The sequence below is a fragment of the Paenibacillus koleovorans NBRC 103111 genome, from assembly GCF_004000845.1.
Classification (GTDB): Bacteria; Bacillota; Bacilli; order Paenibacillales; family NBRC-103111; genus Paenibacillus_AA; species Paenibacillus_AA koleovorans.
In genome coordinates this window covers 207658-230997 of the sequence record NZ_BIMA01000001.1, presented here as the reverse complement: position 1 = coordinate 230997, position 23340 = coordinate 207658, and the positions used below count along the sequence as shown (strand labels likewise).

The 23340-nt window shown below is 55.3% G+C and carries 15 protein-coding genes; 14 read left to right on the top strand and 1 reads right to left on the bottom strand.

All coding sequences use genetic code 11. From position 1 onward, the window contains the following. Nucleotides 1-479: 479 nt before the first annotated feature. Nucleotides 480-1433, top strand: a complete 954-nt coding sequence (locus tag PKO02S_RS01070; protein WP_127579107.1) for a hypothetical protein — start codon at nucleotides 480-482, stop codon at nucleotides 1431-1433. A 58-nt stretch (nucleotides 1434-1491) separates the two neighbouring features. Here PKO02S_RS01070 and PKO02S_RS01065 read toward each other — a convergent pair whose 3' ends face one another. Continuing rightward, nucleotides 1492-2895 carry a family 4 glycosyl hydrolase gene (locus PKO02S_RS01065; RefSeq protein ID WP_246066776.1) on the bottom strand — a complete coding sequence of 468 codons (1404 nt, stop codon included), beginning with the start codon at nucleotides 2893-2895 and terminating at the stop codon, nucleotides 1492-1494. 168 nt (nucleotides 2896-3063) lie between these two features. Here PKO02S_RS01065 and PKO02S_RS01060 point away from each other — a divergent pair, with 168 nt between their 5' ends. The 13 genes from PKO02S_RS01060 (at nucleotide 3064) to PKO02S_RS01000 (ending at nucleotide 23303) form a co-directional block, all read left to right on the top strand. After that, on the top strand, nucleotides 3064-3897 hold the full coding sequence (locus PKO02S_RS01060) for an AraC family transcriptional regulator (protein WP_127579105.1): 834 nt from the start codon (nucleotides 3064-3066) through the stop codon (nucleotides 3895-3897). A gap of 175 nt (nucleotides 3898-4072) precedes the next feature. After that, on the top strand, nucleotides 4073-5590 hold the full coding sequence (locus PKO02S_RS01055; protein ID WP_164821227.1) for an ABC transporter substrate-binding protein: 1518 nt from the start codon (nucleotides 4073-4075) through the stop codon (nucleotides 5588-5590). Nucleotides 5591-5702: 112 nt separating this feature from the next. Next, on the top strand, nucleotides 5703-7973 hold the full coding sequence (locus PKO02S_RS01050; RefSeq protein WP_164821226.1) for an AraC family transcriptional regulator: 2271 nt from the start codon (nucleotides 5703-5705) through the stop codon (nucleotides 7971-7973). A 968-nt stretch (nucleotides 7974-8941) separates the two neighbouring features. Then, nucleotides 8942-9871: an ABC transporter permease gene (locus tag PKO02S_RS01045; RefSeq protein WP_127579099.1), complete on the top strand. Its 930-nt coding sequence runs from the start codon at nucleotides 8942-8944 to the stop codon at nucleotides 9869-9871. 20 nt (nucleotides 9872-9891) lie between these two features. Next, a complete protein-coding gene (locus PKO02S_RS01040; protein WP_127579097.1) occupies nucleotides 9892-10776 on the top strand; it encodes a carbohydrate ABC transporter permease in 885 nt (294 codons plus the stop codon). 23 nt (nucleotides 10777-10799) lie between these two features. Further along, the gene (locus PKO02S_RS01035; RefSeq protein WP_127579095.1) at nucleotides 10800-11561 is read left to right on the top strand and encodes a ThuA domain-containing protein; all 762 of its coding nucleotides are present in this window, start codon (nucleotides 10800-10802) and stop codon (nucleotides 11559-11561) included. Further along, on the top strand, nucleotides 11554-12615 hold the full coding sequence (locus PKO02S_RS01030) for a Gfo/Idh/MocA family protein (protein ID WP_127579093.1): 1062 nt from the start codon (nucleotides 11554-11556) through the stop codon (nucleotides 12613-12615). The genes PKO02S_RS01035 and PKO02S_RS01030 overlap by 8 nt, the downstream gene beginning before the upstream one ends. After that, nucleotides 12612-13703 (top strand): amidohydrolase family protein, encoded by a 1092-nt coding sequence (locus PKO02S_RS01025; protein WP_127579091.1) that lies wholly within the window; start codon nucleotides 12612-12614, stop codon nucleotides 13701-13703. The genes PKO02S_RS01030 and PKO02S_RS01025 overlap by 4 nt, the downstream gene beginning before the upstream one ends. Before the next feature lie 3 nt (nucleotides 13704-13706). Continuing rightward, nucleotides 13707-14072 carry a Rieske (2Fe-2S) protein gene (locus PKO02S_RS01020; protein WP_127579089.1) on the top strand — a complete coding sequence of 122 codons (366 nt, stop codon included), beginning with the start codon at nucleotides 13707-13709 and terminating at the stop codon, nucleotides 14070-14072. A gap of 95 nt (nucleotides 14073-14167) precedes the next feature. Continuing rightward, complete coding sequence (locus tag PKO02S_RS01015) at nucleotides 14168-19384, top strand: Ig-like domain-containing protein (protein ID WP_127579087.1); 5217 nt, start codon at nucleotides 14168-14170, stop codon at nucleotides 19382-19384. Nucleotides 19385-19493: 109 nt separating this feature from the next. Then, nucleotides 19494-20543 (top strand): alpha/beta hydrolase family protein, encoded by a 1050-nt coding sequence (locus tag PKO02S_RS01010; RefSeq protein WP_127579085.1) that lies wholly within the window; start codon nucleotides 19494-19496, stop codon nucleotides 20541-20543. Between the two features lie 15 nt (nucleotides 20544-20558). After that, on the top strand, nucleotides 20559-21620 hold the full coding sequence (locus tag PKO02S_RS01005) for an alpha/beta hydrolase family protein (protein WP_127579083.1): 1062 nt from the start codon (nucleotides 20559-20561) through the stop codon (nucleotides 21618-21620). Nucleotides 21621-21647: 27 nt separating this feature from the next. Beyond that, nucleotides 21648-23303 carry an aminotransferase-like domain-containing protein gene (locus PKO02S_RS01000; RefSeq protein WP_127579081.1) on the top strand — a complete coding sequence of 552 codons (1656 nt, stop codon included), beginning with the start codon at nucleotides 21648-21650 and terminating at the stop codon, nucleotides 23301-23303. Nucleotides 23304-23340 lie beyond the last annotated feature (37 nt).

Here is a 23340-nt window from a genome sequence, read left to right as displayed (position 1 = left end):
TAATCCGCCTATGGACCGCCTTGCAGTCCGACTTTTTCGGACTGCATCCAGCGGTTGTTTGGCGTTCGGGGGGAGGGGGGGACAGGTTGACAAGTAATCAGTCTTAGGTGTGGCAGGTTGGTGCAAAAGGGGACAGAGAACGGAAGGTGGCTATTACCAAACTAAAGTTGGTTATATTTCGGGTGAAATCGGGGGACAGCCGCATAACTAACGGATATTCGTTATTAGCAAACTTGCTGCGAGCATTAGCGGAGGCTAAGTTTGTTATTGTACGGGTGAATGGGCGGAAAATCAGGGTGTGGGAAAGTAAGGTATATCTCCATTTAGCGGAAAAACAGGCGGGGAAAATAAGGTGATTTCCTGCAGGAGCACGAACGCGCATCAGCAACCGGAGAAAGGGTTTGAATAGTAAGCAATCATTTGCCGGCCAATATGGTATATTTGTAGGGAAATGTCTCTAGCGCTAGAGGAGGTTGACTATGACGGTGCCTTTGTTGTTCGGTCCTTACGGAAGCGCGGAGCTTCCGTGGCATGTCCGGGATTATGGTGTTAATGCGGTCTGGTTTCACGGCTTTAACGAGCTTGCCTTCGCGGCATGCGAAGAGCGGGGACTGGAAGCGTGCGTTGAGTTTAAAACATTCCGAGCGGATTTCGCTCGGCACCCGGAGCTGATCCCCGTCGGCGCCGACGGACAGCCGATTCGGTACGGACGGTCCGTCCAAGGCATTTGTCTCTCGCAAACGGAGCACTTGGCTTATATCGAGCGGCAGTTGACCGAAGGTTTGGAACGATTCCGGCCAAAGGGCATTTGGCTCGATTATTTGACATATGCCGGTTGGTTCGAGACGCCGGAGCCCGATCTGCAGGAGAGCTGCTTCTGCGAATCGTGTATCGAGGAGTTTTGCGGGAGCACCGGCATCGATGCGTCCTCTCCGACCGAGATACTGATCCGATACGCGTCGGAATGGCAAGCGCATAAATGCGGCAAGGTGGCGGGTTTGGCGTTGCGTTATGCCGGGCTGATCAGGAGCAAACAGCCGGATTGCATCGTGGGCGCTTATATGTGCCCTTGGACGCCGGAGGAGTTCGACGGAGCGCTGGGCCGCATTTTTGCCCAAGATTACGCGCTACTGTCTGAAGCCATTGACGTGTTTACCCCGCTGATCTATTGTCGCAAAAGCGGAAGGACGCCAAGCTGGGGCAGCGAATGGCTGAGCCGATCGACGGAATTCGTGCCGAGAGAGCGCAAGGTGCAGTTGATCCTGGATGCGCTCGATTTCCCGGACAGCTTGAAGGAAACGGCGAAGGCGACGGCTGCAGAGGGGAACCCCTCTTGGGGGATTCAGCTATTCGGAGGAGCGCCGATTTTCCAAGACAAGGACCAAGCTAAGCTTTTTCAACAGGCGGTTGAAGCGATTCGTCAGCACGCATAAAAAAATACCTCTGAAGCTGCTCTTTAGCTCCGGAGGTATTTTTTTATGCCCGTATCCGTTAACGAACGATCGCCTCGTTATACCAGTGCACGGGGATCGCGTCTCTCTCCAGCTCCAGCAGCTCCTCGATAATCCGATCCGCGTCCGCAATCGAATTGACCAGCGGGTCGGTCAGCATGGCGCGCCTCAGCTTCGCGCGGCTGCCTTCGACCACAGCCTCCGCCGTCAGCTCGTGCGTATCGAGCACGAGCTCCTGCAGACCGCGGAGCCCTCGGGGCATATCGCTGACCGGCAGAGGCCGAATGCCGTCCATCGACACCTCGCACAGCAGCTCGAGGAACGCGTCGTCATTCATATTGGGTACGGCCCCTTGGTTGTACGTGTTGATGTAGTAGGGCTTGCCCAGCCCCCCAACCATATTCTCGATAATATCCGTGGCATGATCCGGACCGAAAGCGCTCATATACGAATCGATCGGAAGCCGACCTTCGATATAATCGTCAACCTGCTTCCACATGTCGTCGTGTCGGATATAGCGCAGCTGCGTTTCCCAGATTGACAGAGGCGGAATGGTGTCCGGCGTGCGGCCGAGTCCTTGCCAGAAGCGCAAATATTCCTTTGTATGGGGGGTGCAGGTAGGCACGAAGCCATAAATGTCGTACAGCTGGTAGCTCAAGGCATCGTTATATTTCGCCTTGGCGCCGGTATCGCCGCCGGCGGTTTCGGTCTCGGCCGATTGTTGCATGGATGCCGCGATACGGGGCATGACGTCAGCCCCGTCGTATTCCGCCTTCAACATCCAAGTGAAGTGATTGACGCCGGCGATCTGAAGATCGAACTTGCGGTCCACCTCCACGTTGTATTCGCTAGGATCGGCGATGATCCCCGCCCGCCAGGCGTAATTGATTTTTTTGCCCGGCATATGGTGGCCGTCGCAGAGGGCGAAGCTCTTCAGCTTGGGCGCGTAGCGGCCCAGGGCCATGCCATGAACGGCGGAAGGGTTGATGTAGTTGATCACCCAAGCGTCAGGGCACAAGGCTTCGATATCCCGGGCGCACTCCATGATGACCGGAAGCTCGCGCATGGCCCTGAATATGCCGCCAGGTCCGATCGTGTCGCCCGAGCACATGCGGATGCCGTATTTTTCGGAAACGGCGCAATCGATCCCCCGGTATTTCACGGTATCTTCGGCGAAGCTGAGCACGACGAAGTCTGCGCCTTTCAGGACATCTCTGCGGTCGGTTGAGCCTTCTATGGTCAATTCGACGTTGTTCGCGGCGGCAACCATTCGCGCTAAGGTGACCATTTTGTTTAATCGGGCTTCATCCGTGTCGACCAGAGCGAGCGTACCTTTGTTCAAGTACTCGGAATGCACCATCTGCCAGATGGACTGGCGGCCGAAAAACAAGCTTCCGGCTCCTATTACGACAACCTTCGGTTTCTGGATAAGCGGTTCACGCAAGACAATCTCCTCCAATCAAGGGTATGCCTTCATTATAAAAGAACCCCGAGGAGTGAAAATGCAGGAAAGTTCCTACTTGATGTCAAATAGTACGATTATGGAATATTCCACTTCCCGCATCTATTACGGTCTGGGAGAAGAAATGGATAAAAGTATGGAGATATGGCGATGAATGGAACGGATCTCTTCAATGACCTGTCGGAGCATGTCACGCTTCGCATTACTTCCTGTAATACCGTTCTTCATCCCGCCGGTTGGATGGAGAGCAAGTCGCATCTCAACTACGATCTGTGGCTGATCGAGGAGGGAGCGGTCCAATTGAGCGTTGGGGAATACATGCACACGGCTTTGCCCGGCGATTTGGTGCTGTTTTATCCGCATCTCGCGTACACGGCAGCGAACGGCGAGACGCCGTGCCGTTTTATTTATATGCACTTCGACTTCGGGCTGGGGGAACAGAAGCGGATTCTGGATTCGTTTCCCCTTTGCGGCGTAGTGCCTGCACGGCTTGTCCAGGAGGAGACGGAACGGCTGCGGCATCTGTTTCGAACCCATCAACATGCGAGCGGCATGTCGGGGATGCGGTTGAAGGGCTACCTCCTGTTGCTGATGGCCCGTATCATGGAGGCTTATGGAGCCGGGGAATATAAGGGAGAGCTCGCGGTCGATGGCGCGCGGCAGGTCCATGCCGGTCGTCTGCTCCTGCTGCGGGCGACCATTGATTATGTACGGAACAACCTGCACCGGCCCATCCGGATCGAAGAGCTGGCCGACGTCGCCGGGATGTCGGAGAAATATTTTATTCGCTACTTCAAGCAAGCATTAGGCGTTACCCCGGGCCAATTCATTTATCAGCTCAGGATGAACCGCGCGCGCGAAATGATCTACAGCGGGCGTTATTCCATCCAGCAAATCAGCGCTCTGTTGGGGTATCCGGATCCCTACTCCTTTTCTAAGGCGTTTAAGAAGCATTACAAGGTTCCTCCAAGCAAATTCGTATGAGCGAGGTTGTTTAGTTTCGATCCATGCCGGCTTCAAATTCGGAACATTCCGGTTGTCACGCCGAAATTATAGCGATTTCAGACGATATTGCAGTTTCCCCGGGCGATCTCGACGTTCTATAGTGAAACCGTAAAGTCAGGCAGTCAACACTATGAGAAGAGGGGTATGCAGCACCATGTTGACCAAATCGTTCCGTTCCATCCTGCTAGTCTCGTTTGCGACTTCCGTAATCCTGAGCGGTTGCGGGAAAGGAGAGTCCGAAACGCTATCGGCGCCGCAGTCGTCGTCGGCCGTGAAAGAGGAATTAAAGCCCGTTAAGCTAAAGTACTATTTTTACGGCGCGGCAAAACCTGGGGATCAAGACGTCTATGACGCGATGAACAAGATCATCAAAGAGAAGCTGAACGCAACCGTGGATTTTATGAAAATCCCGAACAACGGCGATTACACGCAGAAGATGACGATCATGATTAATGCCCAGGAAGAATTTGATCTGGCTTTCACTTCTCCTTCTTACTTGAACTATTATGACAACGCTGCCAAAGGCTCCTTCGTGGATCTCACGACGCTGCTGCCGAAGTATGCGCCGAAGACCTACGCCCAATTCAAGCCGCAGCTCTGGGAAGCGGCCAAGGTGAACGGCAAAATTTACGCCAGCATCAACCAGCAAATTTTCGCCCGCCAAACCGGGGTCAGCTTCTCCAAGCCGTTGGCCGACAAGTATGGCTTCGATCCGAAAACCGTCAAGAAGCTCTCTGACCTCACTCCATTGCTGGAGAAAATCAAAGCGGGCGAGCCCGCGGACAAAACCGATCAGCTGTACAACGCCCAAATGAAAAATCACGTGTTCAGCTACTTCTATCCCCAATATCAATGGGAAACGATCGGTGGAACAGACGTGCCGGGTATCGTGAAATCGACGGAGAAAAACCCGAAGGTATTTAATGAATACGATACGCCGGAATTCAAGGACTTCATCCTGACGATGAGAGATTTTCAAGCCAAAGGTTTGATTGCCAAGGACGCTTTGACCCGACCGACCTTCGATTCCTCCAAATACGCCGCTTCGGCGATCGCCACGTTGATGCCCGGCATAGAAGAATCCTTAAAGACGACGTACAAAGCCGAACAATACGTGATTCCGTTTGGCCAAGCGATGCTGACGACGCCTAATGCCATCGCTACGATGACGGCCGTCTCCACAACCTCCAAGAATCCGGAACGCGCCGTGATGTTCATCGAGCTGCTGAACACGGATAAGGAGCTGTACAACCTGTTTGTCTGGGGCCTCGAAGGCATCGATTACAAAAAGATCGGTGACAACCGAATCGAATCCCTGCCTACCTCCAAGTATGGTCCGGCACCTGGCTGGATGTACGGCAACCAGTTCAACTCCTTCGTAAAGGGAGAGCAGACGGACGATGTATGGGTGCAGACGAAGGCGCTGAACGATTCGGCTACCGTCTCCACGATCTACGGCTTCAATTTCAGCCCGGATCCGGTCAAGACCGAAATTGCCAATACCGCGGCGATCATTAACGAATACAAGGCGAACTTCAACACGGGGATGTACAGAGCGGATACAGAAAAGGTATATACCGAGTTCTTGGCGAAGCTGAAGACGGCCGGGATCGATAAAGTGATGGCGGAGAAGCAAAAGCAAATCGATGCCTTTGTCGCCCAGAAGAAATAAAACGGGAATACTAAAGCAATAGGGCAAGGCAGTCTCCACATTCCATTGTGGAGCTTTCTTGTCGTATTATGACTAGGCAGCAATGCAAGTGCGCAGGAAGAAGGGGGCAGCAATGTTTACATTCGCAGGACACAAGAAGAGATTGGCCATGACCAGCTATGTGAAAATATTGCTATCCTTCGTTATTGTCGTCCTGGCGACGAATGTCGCCATGTCCTCCTCCATGTACGTGAATTACGAGCGCCATGCCGTTAACCTTGTGCAGAAGCATACGGTGGAAGAATTGTCCCAGATCAGCTACAGCACGAATTTCATGTTCGAGGCAGCCAAGCAAACGCTGCAGCAGCTTTATCTGAACCCTGCAGTATTGACGCTCATGAACTATACGGATTTGGAAGAGCTGGAGGCGGCCTCCCTGCTGCGGCAGGTAGGGATCGTCAACATTAATATGCCTCTTGTAAATTCCATTTACATCTACAACAAGAAGGCGGAGAAAGTGTACTACGACGGCAAAGCTTTCCCGCTCTCTTCCTTTCCGGACCAAGATATCATAAGCCGATTGAATGCAGGGCAAGTGCAAAACTTGCGTCCGCTCGCGAGAAGAATCCCGAGCCCCGTGAATTACACGAACACGGTCGGCGGTTTCCAGCTTATGGACAACGTCTATTCGTTCGTGTTCGTGGAAGGCAACAGAGAAACGATCAACAGCGCAATTATTCTGAATGTCTCCCAGGAATGGATGAAGAATACGATCGAGTCCATGAACCCGGAAACGAGCGTTGAGACGGTCATCGTGGATTCCAGCGGGTTGATCACCCTGAGCAACGAACGGTTCGAGTATTTGGACAACCTCAATCGGTACATGGATTTCTCCTCGATCCTGACGGGGAGCAGCCAAACGGGTTTTATCGTGAAATCGATGGAGAACAAAAAGGTACTGATTTCGTATGTAAAATCCGGGGTTCTGGACTGGAAATATATCCGTTTCACGCCTTATGAGTCCGTGTCCGGCAAGCTGAAGCGGCTGCTGCTCGTGACGCTGGTTATTTTCGTGCTCGTGACCATCGTGTCCGTACTGGCCGTTATGTTCCTATCGAGGGCGGTGTACGGCTTCTTCAACCGGAGAATGAAGGAGCTGGAGAAAAAATATATAGCCGAGAAGGACGCCGGTTACGAGAAAAAACAGCGTTACCTGCGCACGTTGGCTACACGGGAAATGGAGGAGGGGCTGTTGAAGCGAGGCTTTGCCCGCTATGGCATTGTCTTCGACCTGGACCAGAGCTTCATGACCCTTGTCCTCCGAATCGACCGCTATGCCGACTTTTGCCTCAAGTATTCACTGGAGGACCGGGCCTTACTTTCCTACGGCCTTATTAATATCATAGGCGAGTTGACGGGGCCGAAGCTCGTGCACGAAGCCGTGGAGCTCGGAGACGGATACTTCGGCATTTTATTCAACCTGAGCTCCGGCGACGACGAAGCCTTTACAGTCAAGATGGAGGGACTGGTCAAGGAAATCCAGGAGAAGGCCCAGCAATTTTTGGGTGTATCGCTTTCGGTTGCGCTGGGCGATTGGCTGGACGAGTTCGCCGAAATTCCAGGGAGCGTCGCCCTTGGCAAAGAGACGCTGGACTATCGTTTGTTTTACGGACCGAGGTCGGTGCTGTACGTTTCCAGTATCAAGGAGATGAAGAAAAAGGAATTCGTGTTTCCCGAAACGTTGCTGGCCGAGCTGCTGGAGCAGCTTAAGGCAGGCGACAAGGAAGCCATGCTTGCCGGCTGCACCCGCCTGATGGACGGCTTGCGCGGATACTCGATTAGAGCCCTGCAGACGACGATCCTTCAATTGGCCCTATCCACGAAAGAATACTTGAAGAAAAACAGCGTATTCGCCGACGAAATCGATTATGTCCCCTTTATCGAGATCGCCAATCGCATTACGCAATACGAGACGCTAGAGGAGATTACCGGCAAGGTGCAGGAGCTGTTCGAGGGTATCTATGAGCTACTGACCCGATCGCTTGAGACGGTGAAACGGCAAGAGCGTTACAGCGGAATCATGGATCATGTCACGGAGCTGTTGGAGAAGGAATACGCCAACCCCAACCTCAGCCCGGAGCTGATGGCGGAGCACTTCGGCATCTCGGCCAAATACTTGAGGACATTGTACAAGAAAGCGTCCGGAGAATCGCTGGGGGACAACATCAACCGATATCGGATGGAGAGGGCCAAGGAGTGGCTTGAGCGGTCCGAGTACTCCGTGCAGGAAATCGCGCAGCGAAGCGGCTTTGTCAACATCAACTATTTCTACACCTTGTTCAAGAAGTACAATGGCATCACGCCGAACGAATACAGGAGCCTCCACCTTACGGAGGGGAAGTGAAACTCACAGACCGCTCCGAAGCACCGGCTCGAACGAACCGTCAGCACTCTGGCGGTTTTTTTGTTGTTCCACGGGTGACAACTACTTTACCCTCACTCGCCCGCCGCAGGCCATGTACTCGAAACGGACTAACTCTGCTAAAATCGACACTTGGACGGGGAGTTGTGTGTCAATAACAAACTTAGGTTCCGTAAATAACTGCTGCGAGTTTGTTAATTGCGGATATTGGTTTGTTATGTCTGAGAGTTCAGCGTACAGGGCAGAAATCGGCAAATAAAAGTTTGTTATTAACTAACTCTGATTCGCTAATTCTAGTTGACTATGCTGCTGTGGCGTGAGAGAGGCCGTGTGAGGGAGTTGAATGAGGTTGAATGAGGTTGAATGAGGTTGGATGAGATGGCAGGTTGCTCAAGTAATCCGTTTCAAGTATGGCAGGTTGGTGCAAACAGGGCCAGAGAACAAAAGTTGGCTAATAACAAACTTAAGTTTGCTATATTTCGGGTGAAATCGGCGGACGGCCGCATAACAAACGGATATTCGTTAATAGCAAACCTGTTACGGGTATTAGCGGGGGATGAGTTTGTTAAAAGAATGGGTGAATATGCGGGAAATCAGAACGTGGGAAATCTTGGAGAAGTAGCGTCAAGCACCAAAGCAGAACCGAAGAGGGCTGGCAGAGGGAGTGGAGGAGCGAAGTGTCCGCCTTTGATATCTTGTGCTAACCTTAACTCATTTCCAATCAGAATCACAAGATTTCAACAGCGGCCGGAACCCCTCTGACTACCCTCCCCACGCGTCGAACTGAACATGTACGCCTGCGCACCTCAGGAACGCTGTTTTTGAAGCCCGTTTAGACGTATTTGAACTATTTTTCGGCTGCTGTTGCCGCCTATACTTAAGCCGTTGAAGTGAACGCGATGCGAATTCGCGACAACGAGACCAGTAGAGGGGAACAGGAGCGTAGGGTTATGAAAGCAAAAGCAATCCGAACCAAGCTGAAGCACATCAAAGAAGACCGGCATTTGATTTTTATGTCGCTGCCGGCCATCATCAAAATTTTTATATTTTCCTATCTGCCCATGTTCGGTATCGTCATCGCCTTCAAGGATTACGTGCCGATCAAGGGAATTCTCGGGAGCGAATGGAACGGCTTCACCAATTTCGAGTTTTTCTTCAAATCCATCAATGCCTGGAAAATCCTGAGGAACACGATCGGACTGAATGCCATCCTGATCGTCACGGAGCTGCTGGCGAGCGTGTTTTTCGCGCTGATGCTGTATGAGATCACCAGCAAAAAAGCGCTCAAGGTGTACCAATCGGTCATGTTTTTCCCTTATTTTTTCTCTTGGGTCCTGGTGGGGCTGATGCTGACGACCCTGTTGAACCCATCGACGGGAATGCTGAGCGTCTTGATCAAGCAAGTGACGGGCCATGAGGTCGCCTTTTACTCTGAGCCCTGGTATTGGCTGATCATCCTCCCGCTGGTCGGCATCTGGAAGGGCACGGGCTTCGGGAGCTTGATCTACTACTCCGCCTTGATGAGCATCGAGAGGGAGCAATTCGAAGCGGCCGAGATCGACGGAGCCTCGAAGCTGCAATCGATCCGCCACATCTCGCTTCCTTTCCTGATGCCCATGATCGTCATGCTGAGCATTTTGTCCATCGGTCATATTCTGAACGCGGATTTCGGCTTGTTCTATTTCGTGCCGCGGAATGTCAGTATGCTTTATCCGGTCACCGACGTTCTCGATACTTATGTATTCCGAGCATTGACCGTACACGGGGATTTCGGGATGAGCGCGGCGGTGGGGGTTTTCCAATCGGTGGTCGGGTTCCTGCTGATCATCGGCACGAACCAGCTTGCCAAACGTTTTAACAAAGAATACGGACTGTTCTAGGACAAGGGGTGCCAGATGCGATGAAACGAACGAACAATACCTTGCAGACGGTGGCGCACATTTGTCTCCTTTTGTTCTGCGCGATGTGTTTGCTGCCTATGATTTTGACAATCTCGGTTTCCGTGACAGAGGGGTCGACCATTCAAACCTTCGGCTACCGGATCATTCCCAAGGACTTCTCTTTGGATGCATACAAGTACATTTTCCAAGATCCTTTCACGCTGTTCACCGGCTATAAAAATTCGTTCATCATTGTCGGGTTCGGAACAATATTGAATTTGTTGGTCACATCCATGATCGCCTATCCTTTGGCGCGGCGCGATTTCCGGTTCCGCGGGATCATCTCGTTTTATATTTTCGTGACGATGATCTTCAGTGGCGGGATGGTCCCCTTGTACATCCTTGTCGTTCAATACCTGCATTTGAAGGACAGCTTGATCGCTTTGATCGTGCCTGTGATTGCGGCTCCCTTCCACATCTTCCTGCTGCGCGTATTTTTCCAGGAGATCCCGTCTGCTCTAGTGGAGTCGGCCAAGATTGACGGGGCTTCGGACATGCGGACCTATTGGAGCATCATCTTGCCGCTGTCTAAACCCGCTCTGGCTACGCTCGCTTTGATGATGACGTTGAATTACTGGAATGAAACGTTTCACGCGATATTGTATATCGACAGCAGCTCCAAGTACCCGATCCAATTGATCTTGAAAAATATAACCGCTTATATCGAATTGATGCGAAGCTCCGTTGTGGATCCAAGCGGCAACCCGTTGAATCCTTCCGAGGTGCCGACCGACGCGATCATGTACGCCATGATGGTGTTGACATCGCTGCCTGTGATGTTCTTATTCGCCTTCCTGCAAAAGTATTTCGTGAAAGGCATGACAATAGGGGCTGTTAAAGGCTAAGTAAAGGACAGGGGGAAAAGAGGATGGACGGGACGATTCGGGTCACCATCTGGAACGAATATCGGCATGAGCGGAATAAGCCGGTTGTACAAGAGATTTATCCGCAAGGGATGCACCGGGCTATAGCGGACGGGTTAACCGGGAGCTTCGAGATCCGCACGGCGACGCTGGATGAGCCGGAGCACGGCTTGACCGAAGAGGTGCTGGAGCAGACGGACGTGCTGGTCTGGTGGGGACATACGGCCCATAAGGAAGTGAGGGACGAGATCGTAGAGAGGGTGGCGGCGCGGGTGCTGCGAGGCATGGGCTTGATCGCGCTGCATTCGAGCCACTACGCCAAGGTGTTCAAGAAGCTCATGGGCACGAGCTGCGCATTGCTCTACCGGGACATCGGGGAAAAGGAGCGGTTATGGGTCGTAGCGCCGGGCCATCCCATCGTAGAAGGAGTCGGCCCTTATTTCGAGCTGGAGCGGGAAGAAATGTACGGCGAATTTTTTGATATCCCGGCTCCGGATGAGGTCGTTTTGACCAGCTGGTTCGCGGGTGGCAACGTGTTCCGCAGCGGCTGCTGCTTCTACCGGGGGCAGGGGAAAATTTTTTATTTCCGCCCGGGGCACGAGCTTTACCCTACCTATCGCGACCCTAACGTGCTGCGTGTGATCTCCAACGGAATCCGCTGGGCGGCTCCCGTAAGCCGGGACTTGCCGCGATATGGGAAGCAGATGCCCCCACTGGAGGATGTCGCGAATTCAAACGAACGAAAGGAACGTGTGGCACATGAGTAAATTGAAGGTCGGCGTAGTAGGAACGGGAGGCATTTTTCGCGGCTCGCATGCCCCGGCATGGAATTCGCATCCGGCTGTGGAGATAACGGCGTTATGCGACCTCAATAAAAGCCTGGCCGAGGAACTGGCCGCCCAATACGGCATTTCCCGCGTGTATACGGATTATCGGGAAATGTTAGCAAACGAGGAGCTGGACATCGTCGATATTTGCACGGCGAACCTCTTCCATTCGGAGGTGTCGATTGCCGCGCTGGAGGGGGGCTTCCACGTGTTCTGCGAAAAGCCGGATGCGATCGATCCCCTGGAGGCGCAGAGGATGGCCGATGCCGCCGAACAATCGGGCAAGCTTCTGATGGTCATGCGCAACAACCGGTTCGTGCCGGCCTCGAAATTCTTGAAGGCTTATATCGAGAGCGGCGCCATGGGCGAGATCTATACCGGCCGTACCGGCTGGGTCCGCCGGCGCGGCATTCCGGGCCGCGGGGGTTGGTTCACGAACAAGGCGTTATCCGGCGGCGGTCCGCTCATCGATCTCGGCGTGCATATGATCGACTTGGCGATCTGGCTGATGGGCAATCCGCGGCCGGTCGCGGTCAGCGGAGCGACCTATACGAAGTTCGCCCATTCGACCTTGTCCGATACGGCGGACAGCAAGTTCGGCACCGCGAGAGAGGGCGGGGTGTTCGACGTCGAGGACTTGGCGACCGGATTCATCCGCTTCGAGAACGGGGCTACGCTGCAGATCGAATTCAGCTGGGCCTCCAACGTCGAGGAAGGGCTGAAGTTCGTGGAGCTGCGGGGGACAAAGGCCGGCTGCAGCCTGAAGAACGGCGAGCTGAAGCTGATGACGGAGATCGAGCAGGTGCTGTGCGATATCGTGCCGAGGTTCGGCAAGGATGAGAAAAGCCCGCATATGCATAACATCCATCATTTTATCGATTGCGTGTTAGGGCAGGCGGAACCGATCAACGACCCGGCAAGCGGCGTAGATATGATCAAGATTCTAAGTGCGATTTATAAATCGGCGGCCATCGAGGCCGAGGTACGGCTATGAGTGAGAAGGCGAGAATCGTGGACACGGATGTGCACAACGGAATGGCTTCCAAGCAGGATCTGCTGCCCTATCTGGCTAAAGTGTGGCATGATCAATGGCTCCATGCGGGAGTGGGGGCATCCGGCGGAGGGTATTATTCGCCGATAGGCGTAACGCGGAAGGATGCCGTTACCGAGAACGGCGGTCCAGCCGGCAGCGATCCTGCGGATCTGCTGAAGAACCACCTCGACCGATATGGGATCGAATATGGCATTTTAACCGGTTCCGGAGTGCTCGGGATCTCCCTGAATCCGAATCCCGACTACGGAACGGCGATAGCTAGCGCGTACAATGACTGGTTAGTCGAAACCTGGCTGAAGAGCAGCCCGAGATTCAAGGGCTCCATTCTGGTCTGCAATTCCGATCCGGCTGCGGCTGCCCGGGAGATCGACCGGATCGGAAGCCATCCGGACATGGTGCAGGTCATTATGTGCAGCGGCTCCCGGCTATTGTACGGGAAGCGCGAATTTCATCCGATCTATGAGGCGGCGGAGCGCAACGGACTTCCCGTCGCCGTCCATCCGGGAACGGAGGGCAGCGGCGTATCCGGTGCTCCTACTCCGTCCGGGCATCCGAGCAGTTATCTGGAGTGGCACAATATCCTGCCGACCAATTATATGGCTCATATCAACAGCCTGGTATGCGAAGGGGTGTTCGAGAAATATCCGGCCTTGAAATTCGTGGCTATCGAAGGCGGGATCGCCTGGTTGCCCCACCTGATGTGGCGGATGGACAAAAATTATAAAGGGCTGCGCGACCTGGCGCCTTGGTTAAAACGGCTTCCTTCGGAGTATATCAAGGATCATATCCGGCTCACCACGCAGCCGATCGAAGAGTCTCACCGGCCCGGCGAGCTCAATCAGATCCTGGATATGATCGGACGTGACGACATGGTCATGTTCTCTTCGGATTTCCCTCATTGGGACTTCGACAATCCGCGGATGGTGCTGCAGCCGATTCGCAAGGAGCTTCGGGAGAAAATTCAGTATGCGAATGCGATGAAGCTATATGGCCTTCCTGAGCGGACCGCGGTAGGGGAGGGGGCGTAGGAGATGGCAGAGACGAGCAAGATCAAGCATTGGGCTGCCGCTGCCCACACTGTAGATCAGACCGGTCGAACCTTGATCGAGGTGGGAGGCATCGAGATCGGTCTGTTCAAGGTGGCGGACCGCTATTACGCCTGGCGCAATATGTGTCCGCACGCGGCCGCACCCGTATGCGCCGGGACGGTGTGCGGGACGAAGCTGCCCTCGGCCGTATACGAATACGTATACGGTCGGGACCAAGAAATCCTCCGCTGCCCTTGGCATGGCTGGGAATTCGATCTCGTTACCGGCAAGCACCTGGCGGATGATTCGGTGAAGCTTCGCGGATACACGCTCGAGGTCGAGGACGGTCAAATTTATTTGCTCCTGTAGGGGCTCATGGGCCGTAAAGAGGGGAGGTGAGGGCAGATACCGGAGATGGAGGGAAAGTCATCCTGTACATTCTGCTGAATGAGAGGTGGAGGGACATGAGGAAACGAAGCAATCGACAGAAATGGATTCCGATTATTCTGGTTTTCAGCATGCTGCTAGGAGTGGCTATTAGAGAGACAGGAACAATCGTCCACGCGGAGGAGGTCGGTAATGGAGATATCGCAAGCGAGACATTCGATGGCGTAGCCACAGGCTCCAAGCCTGTCGGATCAGGCTGGAGCTATGCGGAGGTTAAAGGAACCATCGGCGTCGCCGAGCTGCCTGACGCTACGGACAAAAGCTTGAAGATCAGCCGAACGGAATCAGATACGGCGGGCAATTTATACGCCAGGAAGACGCTCGATACGGCAGTAACCGGGCAAGCCGTTTTTCGAACGAAGGTCAGAGCGGAACAAACCGATGCGATCGTGATGGCGGGACAGCTGCGCTCGACCGACAATAAAGAGCTGGCTGTCCTGCAGTTCGCACAGGATGGGAAGATCAAGGCGCAGCTGTCCAGCGGCACCTTGGTCTTACAATCGTATACGGCGGGTGTCTGGTACGACATCAGCACGGTTATCGATACGGCAGCCCGGCAATACAGCGTATGGGTGGATGGCGTCCTGAGAGCGGGACCGATTGCCTTCAAGGATCCGACCGCGGCGGACCTCAAGAAGATCGATCTTCAAGTATTTCGGACGACGGTAGGGACAGCTTACTACAATGATTTCAATCTTTATACGCACAGTGTCAGCTTGAACAAGTCCACCGCTACGTTAGCGCAAGGCAACGGAGAGACATTGACGGCCTCCGTGCTGCCAGCGATGGCAGGGCTTCAGACGGTGACCTGGACCTCAAGCAACAGCGAGGTCGTCCGCGTTGACGCGAATGGGCAATTGATCGCTATGGGAGCGGGTACAGCCATCGTAACGGCAGCTACAATCGGCGGAGCAGTCAGCCAATGCGTCATTACCGTACCGGAGGGGCCGCAGATTCCGGTAACGGGCGTAACGGTATCCCCCGTTTCCATGACGCTTTATAGCGGGGAGAGCGGGCTGTTAACCGCCGCTTTGGAGCCGTTCTATGCTACGAATCGCAGCCTGACATGGGTATCCAGTTCGCCCTCCGTCGTTTCCGTCGTGTATAGCGTCTATGGGACCGCGACCGTGACGGGACTGCTGGCCGGCGAGAGCATCGTTACGGTTATGAGCGAGGACGGAGCCTACACAGCCAGCAGCCATATTGTCGTGAAGACAGCGGGCGATGTATTCAGCGAGAGCTTCAACGGATATGCCGTCGGGACCAAACCGGGTACGCTCAGCATCCCAACCGCTACGGGCGTGACCGCTGCCGTATATGAGCATGCAGCCCCGGATAAGAGCCTGCGGATCGAGAAGCCCGGACCTACGGCCAGCACCTATCTGGTCGGCAAAACGGTGCCGGCCGGCAACGTGAAGATGAAGGTTTCCATCCGAGCGATGGCATCCCAGACGAATGCGGTGATCAACGTCGCCAGGATCCGCAACAGCGCGAACACGCCCGTAGTCGATGTTGCGTTTTACGCGAACGGGAATATTGCCGTGTTCGATAATGGATCATGGAAGTCGGTTCAGCCCTATGAAGCGAACCGTTGGTATGATTTCGATCTCTCGCTTAATGCCGTCACCGGTCAATACGACCTTTATATCGACGGGGTGCTGAAGGGCAACGCCCTTCCGATGCTGGCGGCGGCGGACGAGATCCGCAATGTTCAATTCGGGATCTACGGCCCCTCTTCGGGAACGGCTTCCTTCGACGATCTCAACTTTGACAGCTACAAGGCTGTAACCGGTGTGGAGCTGGACGTTGCGTCGACCGTAATCGCCATCGGCAGCACCTCCAAGCTGAGCGCGGTAGTCGAGCCGGCAGGCGCAACCTTTCCGAAGGTGCAATGGACCAGCAGCAATCCGGCAGTGCTGGCCGTCGACCAGCATGGCCAAGCTTCTGCTTTAGCGGAAGGTACGTCTGTCGTCACGGCGACTACAGTCGAAGGCAGCTTCACGGATAGCGTCACCATGACCGCCTATGTGCAGCATCCGGACTCGGTCTCGCTGCATACGTCGGCTTTTACGCTTCCGGTGGAATCGGATTATCGACTGCTTCCCACGGTGATGCCAAGCGATTCTTCCGACAAGCGGGTAACGTGGAGCAGCAGTAACCCCGCGGTAGCTACCGTCAACGAGGAAGGGTTGGTGCACGGCACCGGCTTAGGCACGGCGCAGATTACCGTCTCCACGGTGGATGGCGGTAAGACCGCTTCGAGTACAGTGACGGTGATTGCGAGAAACGTACAGACAGTTTATTACGTATCCCCAACGGGCGATGACAGCAATCCGGGCACGTTGGCATTCCCGTTCAAGACGATCCAGAAGGCCAGGGACGTGATCCGGACCTTCCATGACTCCATGACCGGAGACATCGAGGTGTATTTGCGCGGAGGCAAGTACAACCGGCAGGAGACGCTTGTTTTTGATGAGCGGGATTCGGGAGGCAACGGGTATTGGGTCATCTACAAAGCCTATGAGGACGAGAAACCAGTCATCGAAGGTGGCAGACCGATTACAGGCTGGACGTTATACGACGCCGAGAACAACATTTACGCGGCCAGCGCCGGCGGCGATATCGAGACCAGGCAGCTGTATGTCAACGGAATCCGCGCCGTTCGGGCGCGCAGCGAAGGCGGGCTGACGAATCCGGTGAGATCCTCGACGGGCTATACATCCGACGATACGTCGATGGCCGGCTGGGGCAATATCAGCGATCTGGAATTCGTCTACAAGGCGGAATGGACCAATCCGCGCGGCGGCGTGCAATCGGTGACAGTAGAGGATGAGAAAGCCGTATTCACCATGAAGCAGCCCGGCTGGATGTATGTTACGATCCGGCCGACCGTCGTCGATCCTTGGTATATCGAGAATGCCTACGAGTTGTTGGACGAAGACGGGGAATGGTACCTGGACCGGACGACGGATACGTTTTATTACAAGCCGCGTCCGGGCGAGAACATGAGCACGGCCGAAGTAATCGCTCCGGTGGTGGAAGAGCTGGTGAAGATTTCCGGAACCTCGCTTGCGACGCCGGTGCAAGGGATACACTTTGAAGGCCTGACCTTCTCCTACACAACCTGGCTGCGGCCGAGCAGCGACTGGGGACATGCCGACGCCCAGAATAACTTGCTTCGATACGGCATCGATACGCTGCCGATCTCGGCCGTTACGGTGGAGAAGGCGAGTCAGATCCGCTTCGAGCGTAACGAGTTCTCCAAGCTGGGGATCATTGCGCTGAAGATGGTCAACGGTGTTCAAGAAAGCCTCATTCGGGGCAATCATTTCTTCGATATCTCGGGAAGCGCGATCGACGTGGGCGATCCGACCAAGCATGACCGAGAAATCTATAATCCATCCGACCCGCGCAAGCTGATCCGCAACGTCGACATCGTCAACAACTATATCCATAATATCGGAGTGGATTACCGTTCGTCTGCCGCGATTGGCATCGCTTTCCCGATCGATATGGAGGTCAGCCATAACGAAATTTTCGACGTGCCTTATGATGGAATTTCGATCGGTTACGGGTTGGCGCACGTGAAGACGTCGTCGCTGCGCAATGCGAAGCTTCACGCCAATTTCATCCACGATATTATGGGTGAACAAATTTATGACGGCGGCGCCATCTATACGCTTGGCGGAACCGGAGGCACGGCGGACAACAAAAATCAAATTACGGAAAACTATCTTCGCAACCAGAAGAACCGTTATGGAGTCATTTACAATGACGAAGGCTCCACATTCTGGCATGTCGAGGGCAACGTGATAGACGCCACCGAGACGCCGATCTGGGACGAAATTTTCCCGGTTACGTGGGCGTTCGTGAACGGACCGTTAACTAGCCACGACATTACGTTCCAGTCGAACTATACGACTACCGGCCAGATCAAAAAGGTCGGCGTGAACGTTTATGAATACGACACCCGCGTTTACCCGAATGCGGATTGGCCGACGGAAGCGCTGGCGATTATCGCCAACTCGGGGCTCGAACCCGCCTATCAGGATTTGCGAGGAACTACCCCGGAAAGGATCGTGTTACCCAAGAAACTCGATTTGGCCACGGAAGCTAGTTATCCATTGAACGTATCGGCCACGACTGGCAAGGATGTGCCGGTTAGCTTGTCGGGCGCCACAGTCTATTACACCAGCGACGATGAGAGCATCGCCCAAGTGGATGCATCCGGGAATGTTGAGGCGATTGGACCAGGGACAACCAAGATTTGGGTGCACGTGCGTCATGGAGAGCTTCTGAAGCATTATGCCGTTCCGGTTTATGTGGACGACGCATTCGACCATATCGAAGTCTACTATACAGAGAGCAAAATCAAACATGTGCTAGGCGACGAGTATAGTATGGTCCGAGGCGGCAACAGGCAGCTCAGCATAGAGGCCAAGTCGTTGTATGGGCAAAAAATGACGGTTACCGATATCACCTACTCCAGTTCGTCTCCGACTGTCATTCGGATCGAGGCGCCTGGGTTACTGACGGCATTGGTGCCGGGCGAGGCTGATATCGAGTTCTCCGTCGTGGTAGAGGGAGTTCCCCATACGAAAACCGTTCACGTAACCGCCCAGCATTACGGGAATGCGGCCGGGCTTGAATATGACGCTTATCCGATCGATGCCGTTATCAACGATCCAGCCCATTGGTACGTGTATCCCGTAAATCCCGACAACCTGGTGTCGGATACAGACCTGATTACGATCACGACGCCAAGCGGATTCGCGACTTACCAGGGCTCCACGTTCGGGGATGAGTTGCTGACGATGGACATCTTGATCGAGGGAACCGGAGGTTGGCCATCGCTCGTGCTGCGCAGCCAACAACCGAATCAGGCATTTACCTCGCTGACGAATGACTTGTATTTGATTTCCTTCAAGCCCGACGTCATCGAGCTGCAGCGCTTTAACGGTGGAGCTCGAACGATCATTTACGGCAATATCAACGGCTATACGAGCATAGGTGGACCGGCAATCCCTAATAATTTCCTCCCGTTCGGAGAACGGCACCGAGTACAGGTCGGGGCGGTTAACGAATCGGGCGGCGTCAGGCTGATCCTGAACATCGACGGCGAGAACATTTTTTACTTCTTGGACACCGAGACGGACCGAATCGAAGACGACGGTTACTTCGGCCTGTATGCCCGCTCGGGCAGCATCACGCTTCTATCGCCTGAGGAGGAGTAAGGCTTAAGCTCGAACAGAATGGAAGGAACGGGGACATTCCGGGTGGTTCTTCCCGGCGTGTCCTCGTATTATGTCTTCATGAATCCTTGATGGAAATAGGGGGACCCCAATGGAATACCATGAACACCTGGAAGCTGCCGGGTTGGCCAATGCCCGCAGGCAGAAGCAATATGAACAGCTGGAGCGTTACATCGGGCAAGCCAGAGGACGGGCCGAGGGCAAACGTAAGATGTTTTTCCGTCCCGATTTCTCCTCCCCTAGTACATATGCGTTATCGCTGCAACCATACCGCGAATCGTTCGCCGATATGTTGGGCTGGCCGTTAAAGGGCTATGACCGCACGCTCGGTATTCCAACGGCTGACATCGAATATGTAGCTTCCGATCCATTATCCCGTATTTATAGGTTAGAGGTGCACCTCGATGAGGCGTTGAGCTTGTATGGTTTGTTTTTTGTCCCGCATACCGTCGAGGGCCCTTGTCCGCTTGTTCTCGTCCAACACGGGGGATCGGGAACGCCGGAGCTGTGCGCGGGGTTCAACGGACCGAGCAATTACAATGGCATCATCCAAAGGATATTGCGCCGTGGATGCGCGGTATTTGCCCCTCAGCTTCATCTCTGGACCCAAGAGCAAGGTCCCGAGAACAACCGAAACCGGATGGATAACCAGCTCAAGCAACTGGGCAGCTCCATTACAGCGGTTGAGATTTTCAAGCTAAGAAGGGCTTTGGATTACTTGGAAACAAGACCGGAAATCCGTGCCGATCGGATCGGGATGGCAGGGTTGTCTTACGGCGGCTTTTATACGTTGTTCATGGCTGCCGCAGACACGCGGATTCAAGCTGCCTTGTCATCCTGCTTTCTCAATGACCGGTTCGTCTACGATCGTGTGGATTGGACTTGGCGGAACTCAGGGAATACGTTTCTGGACGCGGAGGTGGCCGGCTTGATCTGTCCCCGCCCGTTCTATATAGAAGTCGGTTTGGAAGATGAACTGTTCCTTACGGCCTCGGCGAGACCGGAAGCAGCGAAGGTGAAGACGCATTACGAGCGGCTCGGCATAGCCGACCGGTTTCACTATCGTGAATTCCAAGGCAGGCACGAATTCGATCCGTCCGACCATGGCGTCGAGTTTCTGTGTCGATTCTTATGCGAGTAGGAGGAGCAGACTGCCATGTTTGAGCAATACGAGGACAGCGAACGATTGTCGAAAAGCGCGGTCGTTCCCTTTCGCTCCGCCTACCAGGATTATCTTCTCTATGCCTCTTCGGTTACGCCCGGAATTAGGTTGGGAATGAATGTGATTAAGCCGAAGCAGCCGGGTCATTTGCTCGTCCAGCTCCATGGCTGGCACATGAGCATGCCTAAGCCGGAGCGGCGGGAGGGGCCAAGCGATTGTCCTTATCTTATCGTCCAGGTCGACATGAGGGGGAGGGCGTTCTCGGAAGGGGAGGCGGATTGCAACGGTCTCGAGCTCGTGGATATTTATGATGCCGTCCAATCGGCACGCCTGGAATACAGCGAATACTTGCTGCCTGAGGCATCCGTATACTTGGAAGGCGGCAGCGGAGGCGGGGGCAACGTGCTCGCGGCGATCGCCAAGTTCCCGGACTTGTTCGCTGCCGCCACGGCCCTGTACGGCATCTCCGATTATGCCAGGTGGTACAACCAGGATCAGACCGGTGAATTTCGGGACGATATGGACATTTGGATCGGTTGCCGTCCGGAACAGGATATGGAGCGTTATCAAGCCCGCAGCGGGATACATTTGGCCGTCAATTTAATCACGCCGCTCTATATCGCGCACGGCAGCGGCGATATTCGCGTTCCGGTTACCCATTCCCGGGATTATGTGGAGGAGCTGGTTCGGCTCGGGAAAGCTCATCTTGTACGGTATGACGAGCTGACGGGGGTCGGGGCGCGCGGACATCTCGCGAACGCGACGGCTGATCAGCTCCGCCGTATGGCGGAAGCGTCCGAGCGAAACCGGCGGGAGCATCGGTCCCGGTTGCAGCTGCCGCCAAGAGGGATATTGGCGGTAGGCGGGTATCTCTATACGCGATTATTCAGGATCATGCTGGACAACGTAAACGCCCTGGCTGTATTGGAGTATGATGCGGATATGCGGCAAATCCGAGTTAGCGCGTCTCAGCCTTACGGTTATCGGATGGAGTGGTTGGATGGTCAACTGGAGACTGGCCACTGTGCGGTTCAATTCCCCCTTCTCTTTTGGTAGAATGGTACGGAAAAGGGGGACATCGGCATGGAGTTTCATTTGGCGCTGGAGCCGTACTTGGAGACGTATCGCTACAAGCAGACCGCGTTATATGCCGCTTTTCGGGATGCCATCCAGGGAGGCCGTTTCCCGTACGGGACGCAGCTGCCGTCCAGCCGTGAGCTGGGGCGGCGGTACGGCTTGTCCCGCGGAGTCGTCTATCAAGTGTATGAGCGGCTTATGGCGGAGGGGTTTTTGGAGGCGGTGTTAGGCAGCGGCACCTACGTCCGGTACAGGCAGTCCTTAGAGCCCGGGAATCGCCTGCATACGGCCGATCTGCCTTTGTCGGACTGGGGCCGCCGGCTGGAGGCGCTGGCCAGCGAGCGCGAGCTTCGGCCGAGAGCGACCCCGAACTCGCGCCGCTTTGCCGACGTGCATCCGAGTGGCCCAGTCCCGGAGCCTTCAGGGGTTGGCGTTCAATCCAACGGCACGCCGCTACCCGAGCGTCAGCTAGTCAATACGCAGGCAACAAGCGCAGCATCGGCACGCCTATCGCCGACACGCCTGCCTGCGGTCGACCAGCCGTCGGCTGAGCGGGAGATCCGCTTCGACTTCGGCCACGCCGCCGCGCAGCCGTTCCCGGCGCCGGAGTGGCGGCGCCTGCTGTACGCGGAGGTCCGCGCCAATACTGAGGCGCCGGCCGCCGCCGCTCCTGCGCAGGGGTACCGCCCCCTGCGGGAAGCGATCGCCCGGCATCTCCGCCGGGCGCGGGGCCTCGACGTGACGGCGGACACGGTCGTCGTCGTGAGCGGCTCGATGCAAGCGCTTGCCCTGCTCGCGCAGCTGCTGCTGAACGCCGGCGACAAGGCGGTGCTCGAGAATCCCGGCTACACCGGGATTCGCTCGGCCGTATTCGCCGCCGGCGGCGTGCCGGTCCCCGGCCGAGTGGACGGCCAGGGGCTGGTGGTCGAGCCGTGGGATGCCCGGCTCGTATTTGTGACGCCCAGTCGGCAATTCCCGACGGGCGCGGTTATGAGCCTGCCGAGGCGGCAGGCGCTGCTGCAATGGGCCGCCGAGAACGGCGCCGTCGTCATCGAAGACGACTTCGACAGCGAATTCCGCCACCGCGGGCGGCCGATCGAACCGCTGAAGGGCCTCGACCGCGATGGCCGTGTCGTCTTTGTCGGCACCTTCACGCGGACGATGCAGGCGCAGCTGCGCATCGGCTACGCCGTGCTGCCGGAACGGCTCGTCGAGCCGTTCGTGCGCGCGTTGCAGCTGTACGAGCCCTCGCCCGCTGCGGCGCTAGAGCAACGGGCGCTGGCGCAGTTTATGGCGGGCGGCGGCTATGAGCGGCATATGCGCCGGATGGGGCGCCTCTACAGCCGCCGGTTCGATCGGTTCGGTCGGCTGTTCGAGCGCGTACTCGGGCGGTTGTTCGAGATCGTGCCCTCGGACGCGGGGTTGCACATTTTCGCTCGCTGGAGGAGCGACGAAGCGGGATACTTGCGGTTCCGGGCGCATTGCGCTGGAGCAGGGGTAGTCTGGGTCGACGCGCAGGAAAATTATATCGGCGTAGCGGAGCCGGCCGCCTGCTTCTTTTTCGCCCATCTGAATGAAGCCGAACTGGAGGAAGGCGTCGAGCGGATGGAACGGGTCGCTTCAGCCTTGGGCTTCGGCGGCCTTCAGGCACCGGAGGAATAACGGATAAAGGTCGTGTCGTGCTGGAAAGCATGGAGTA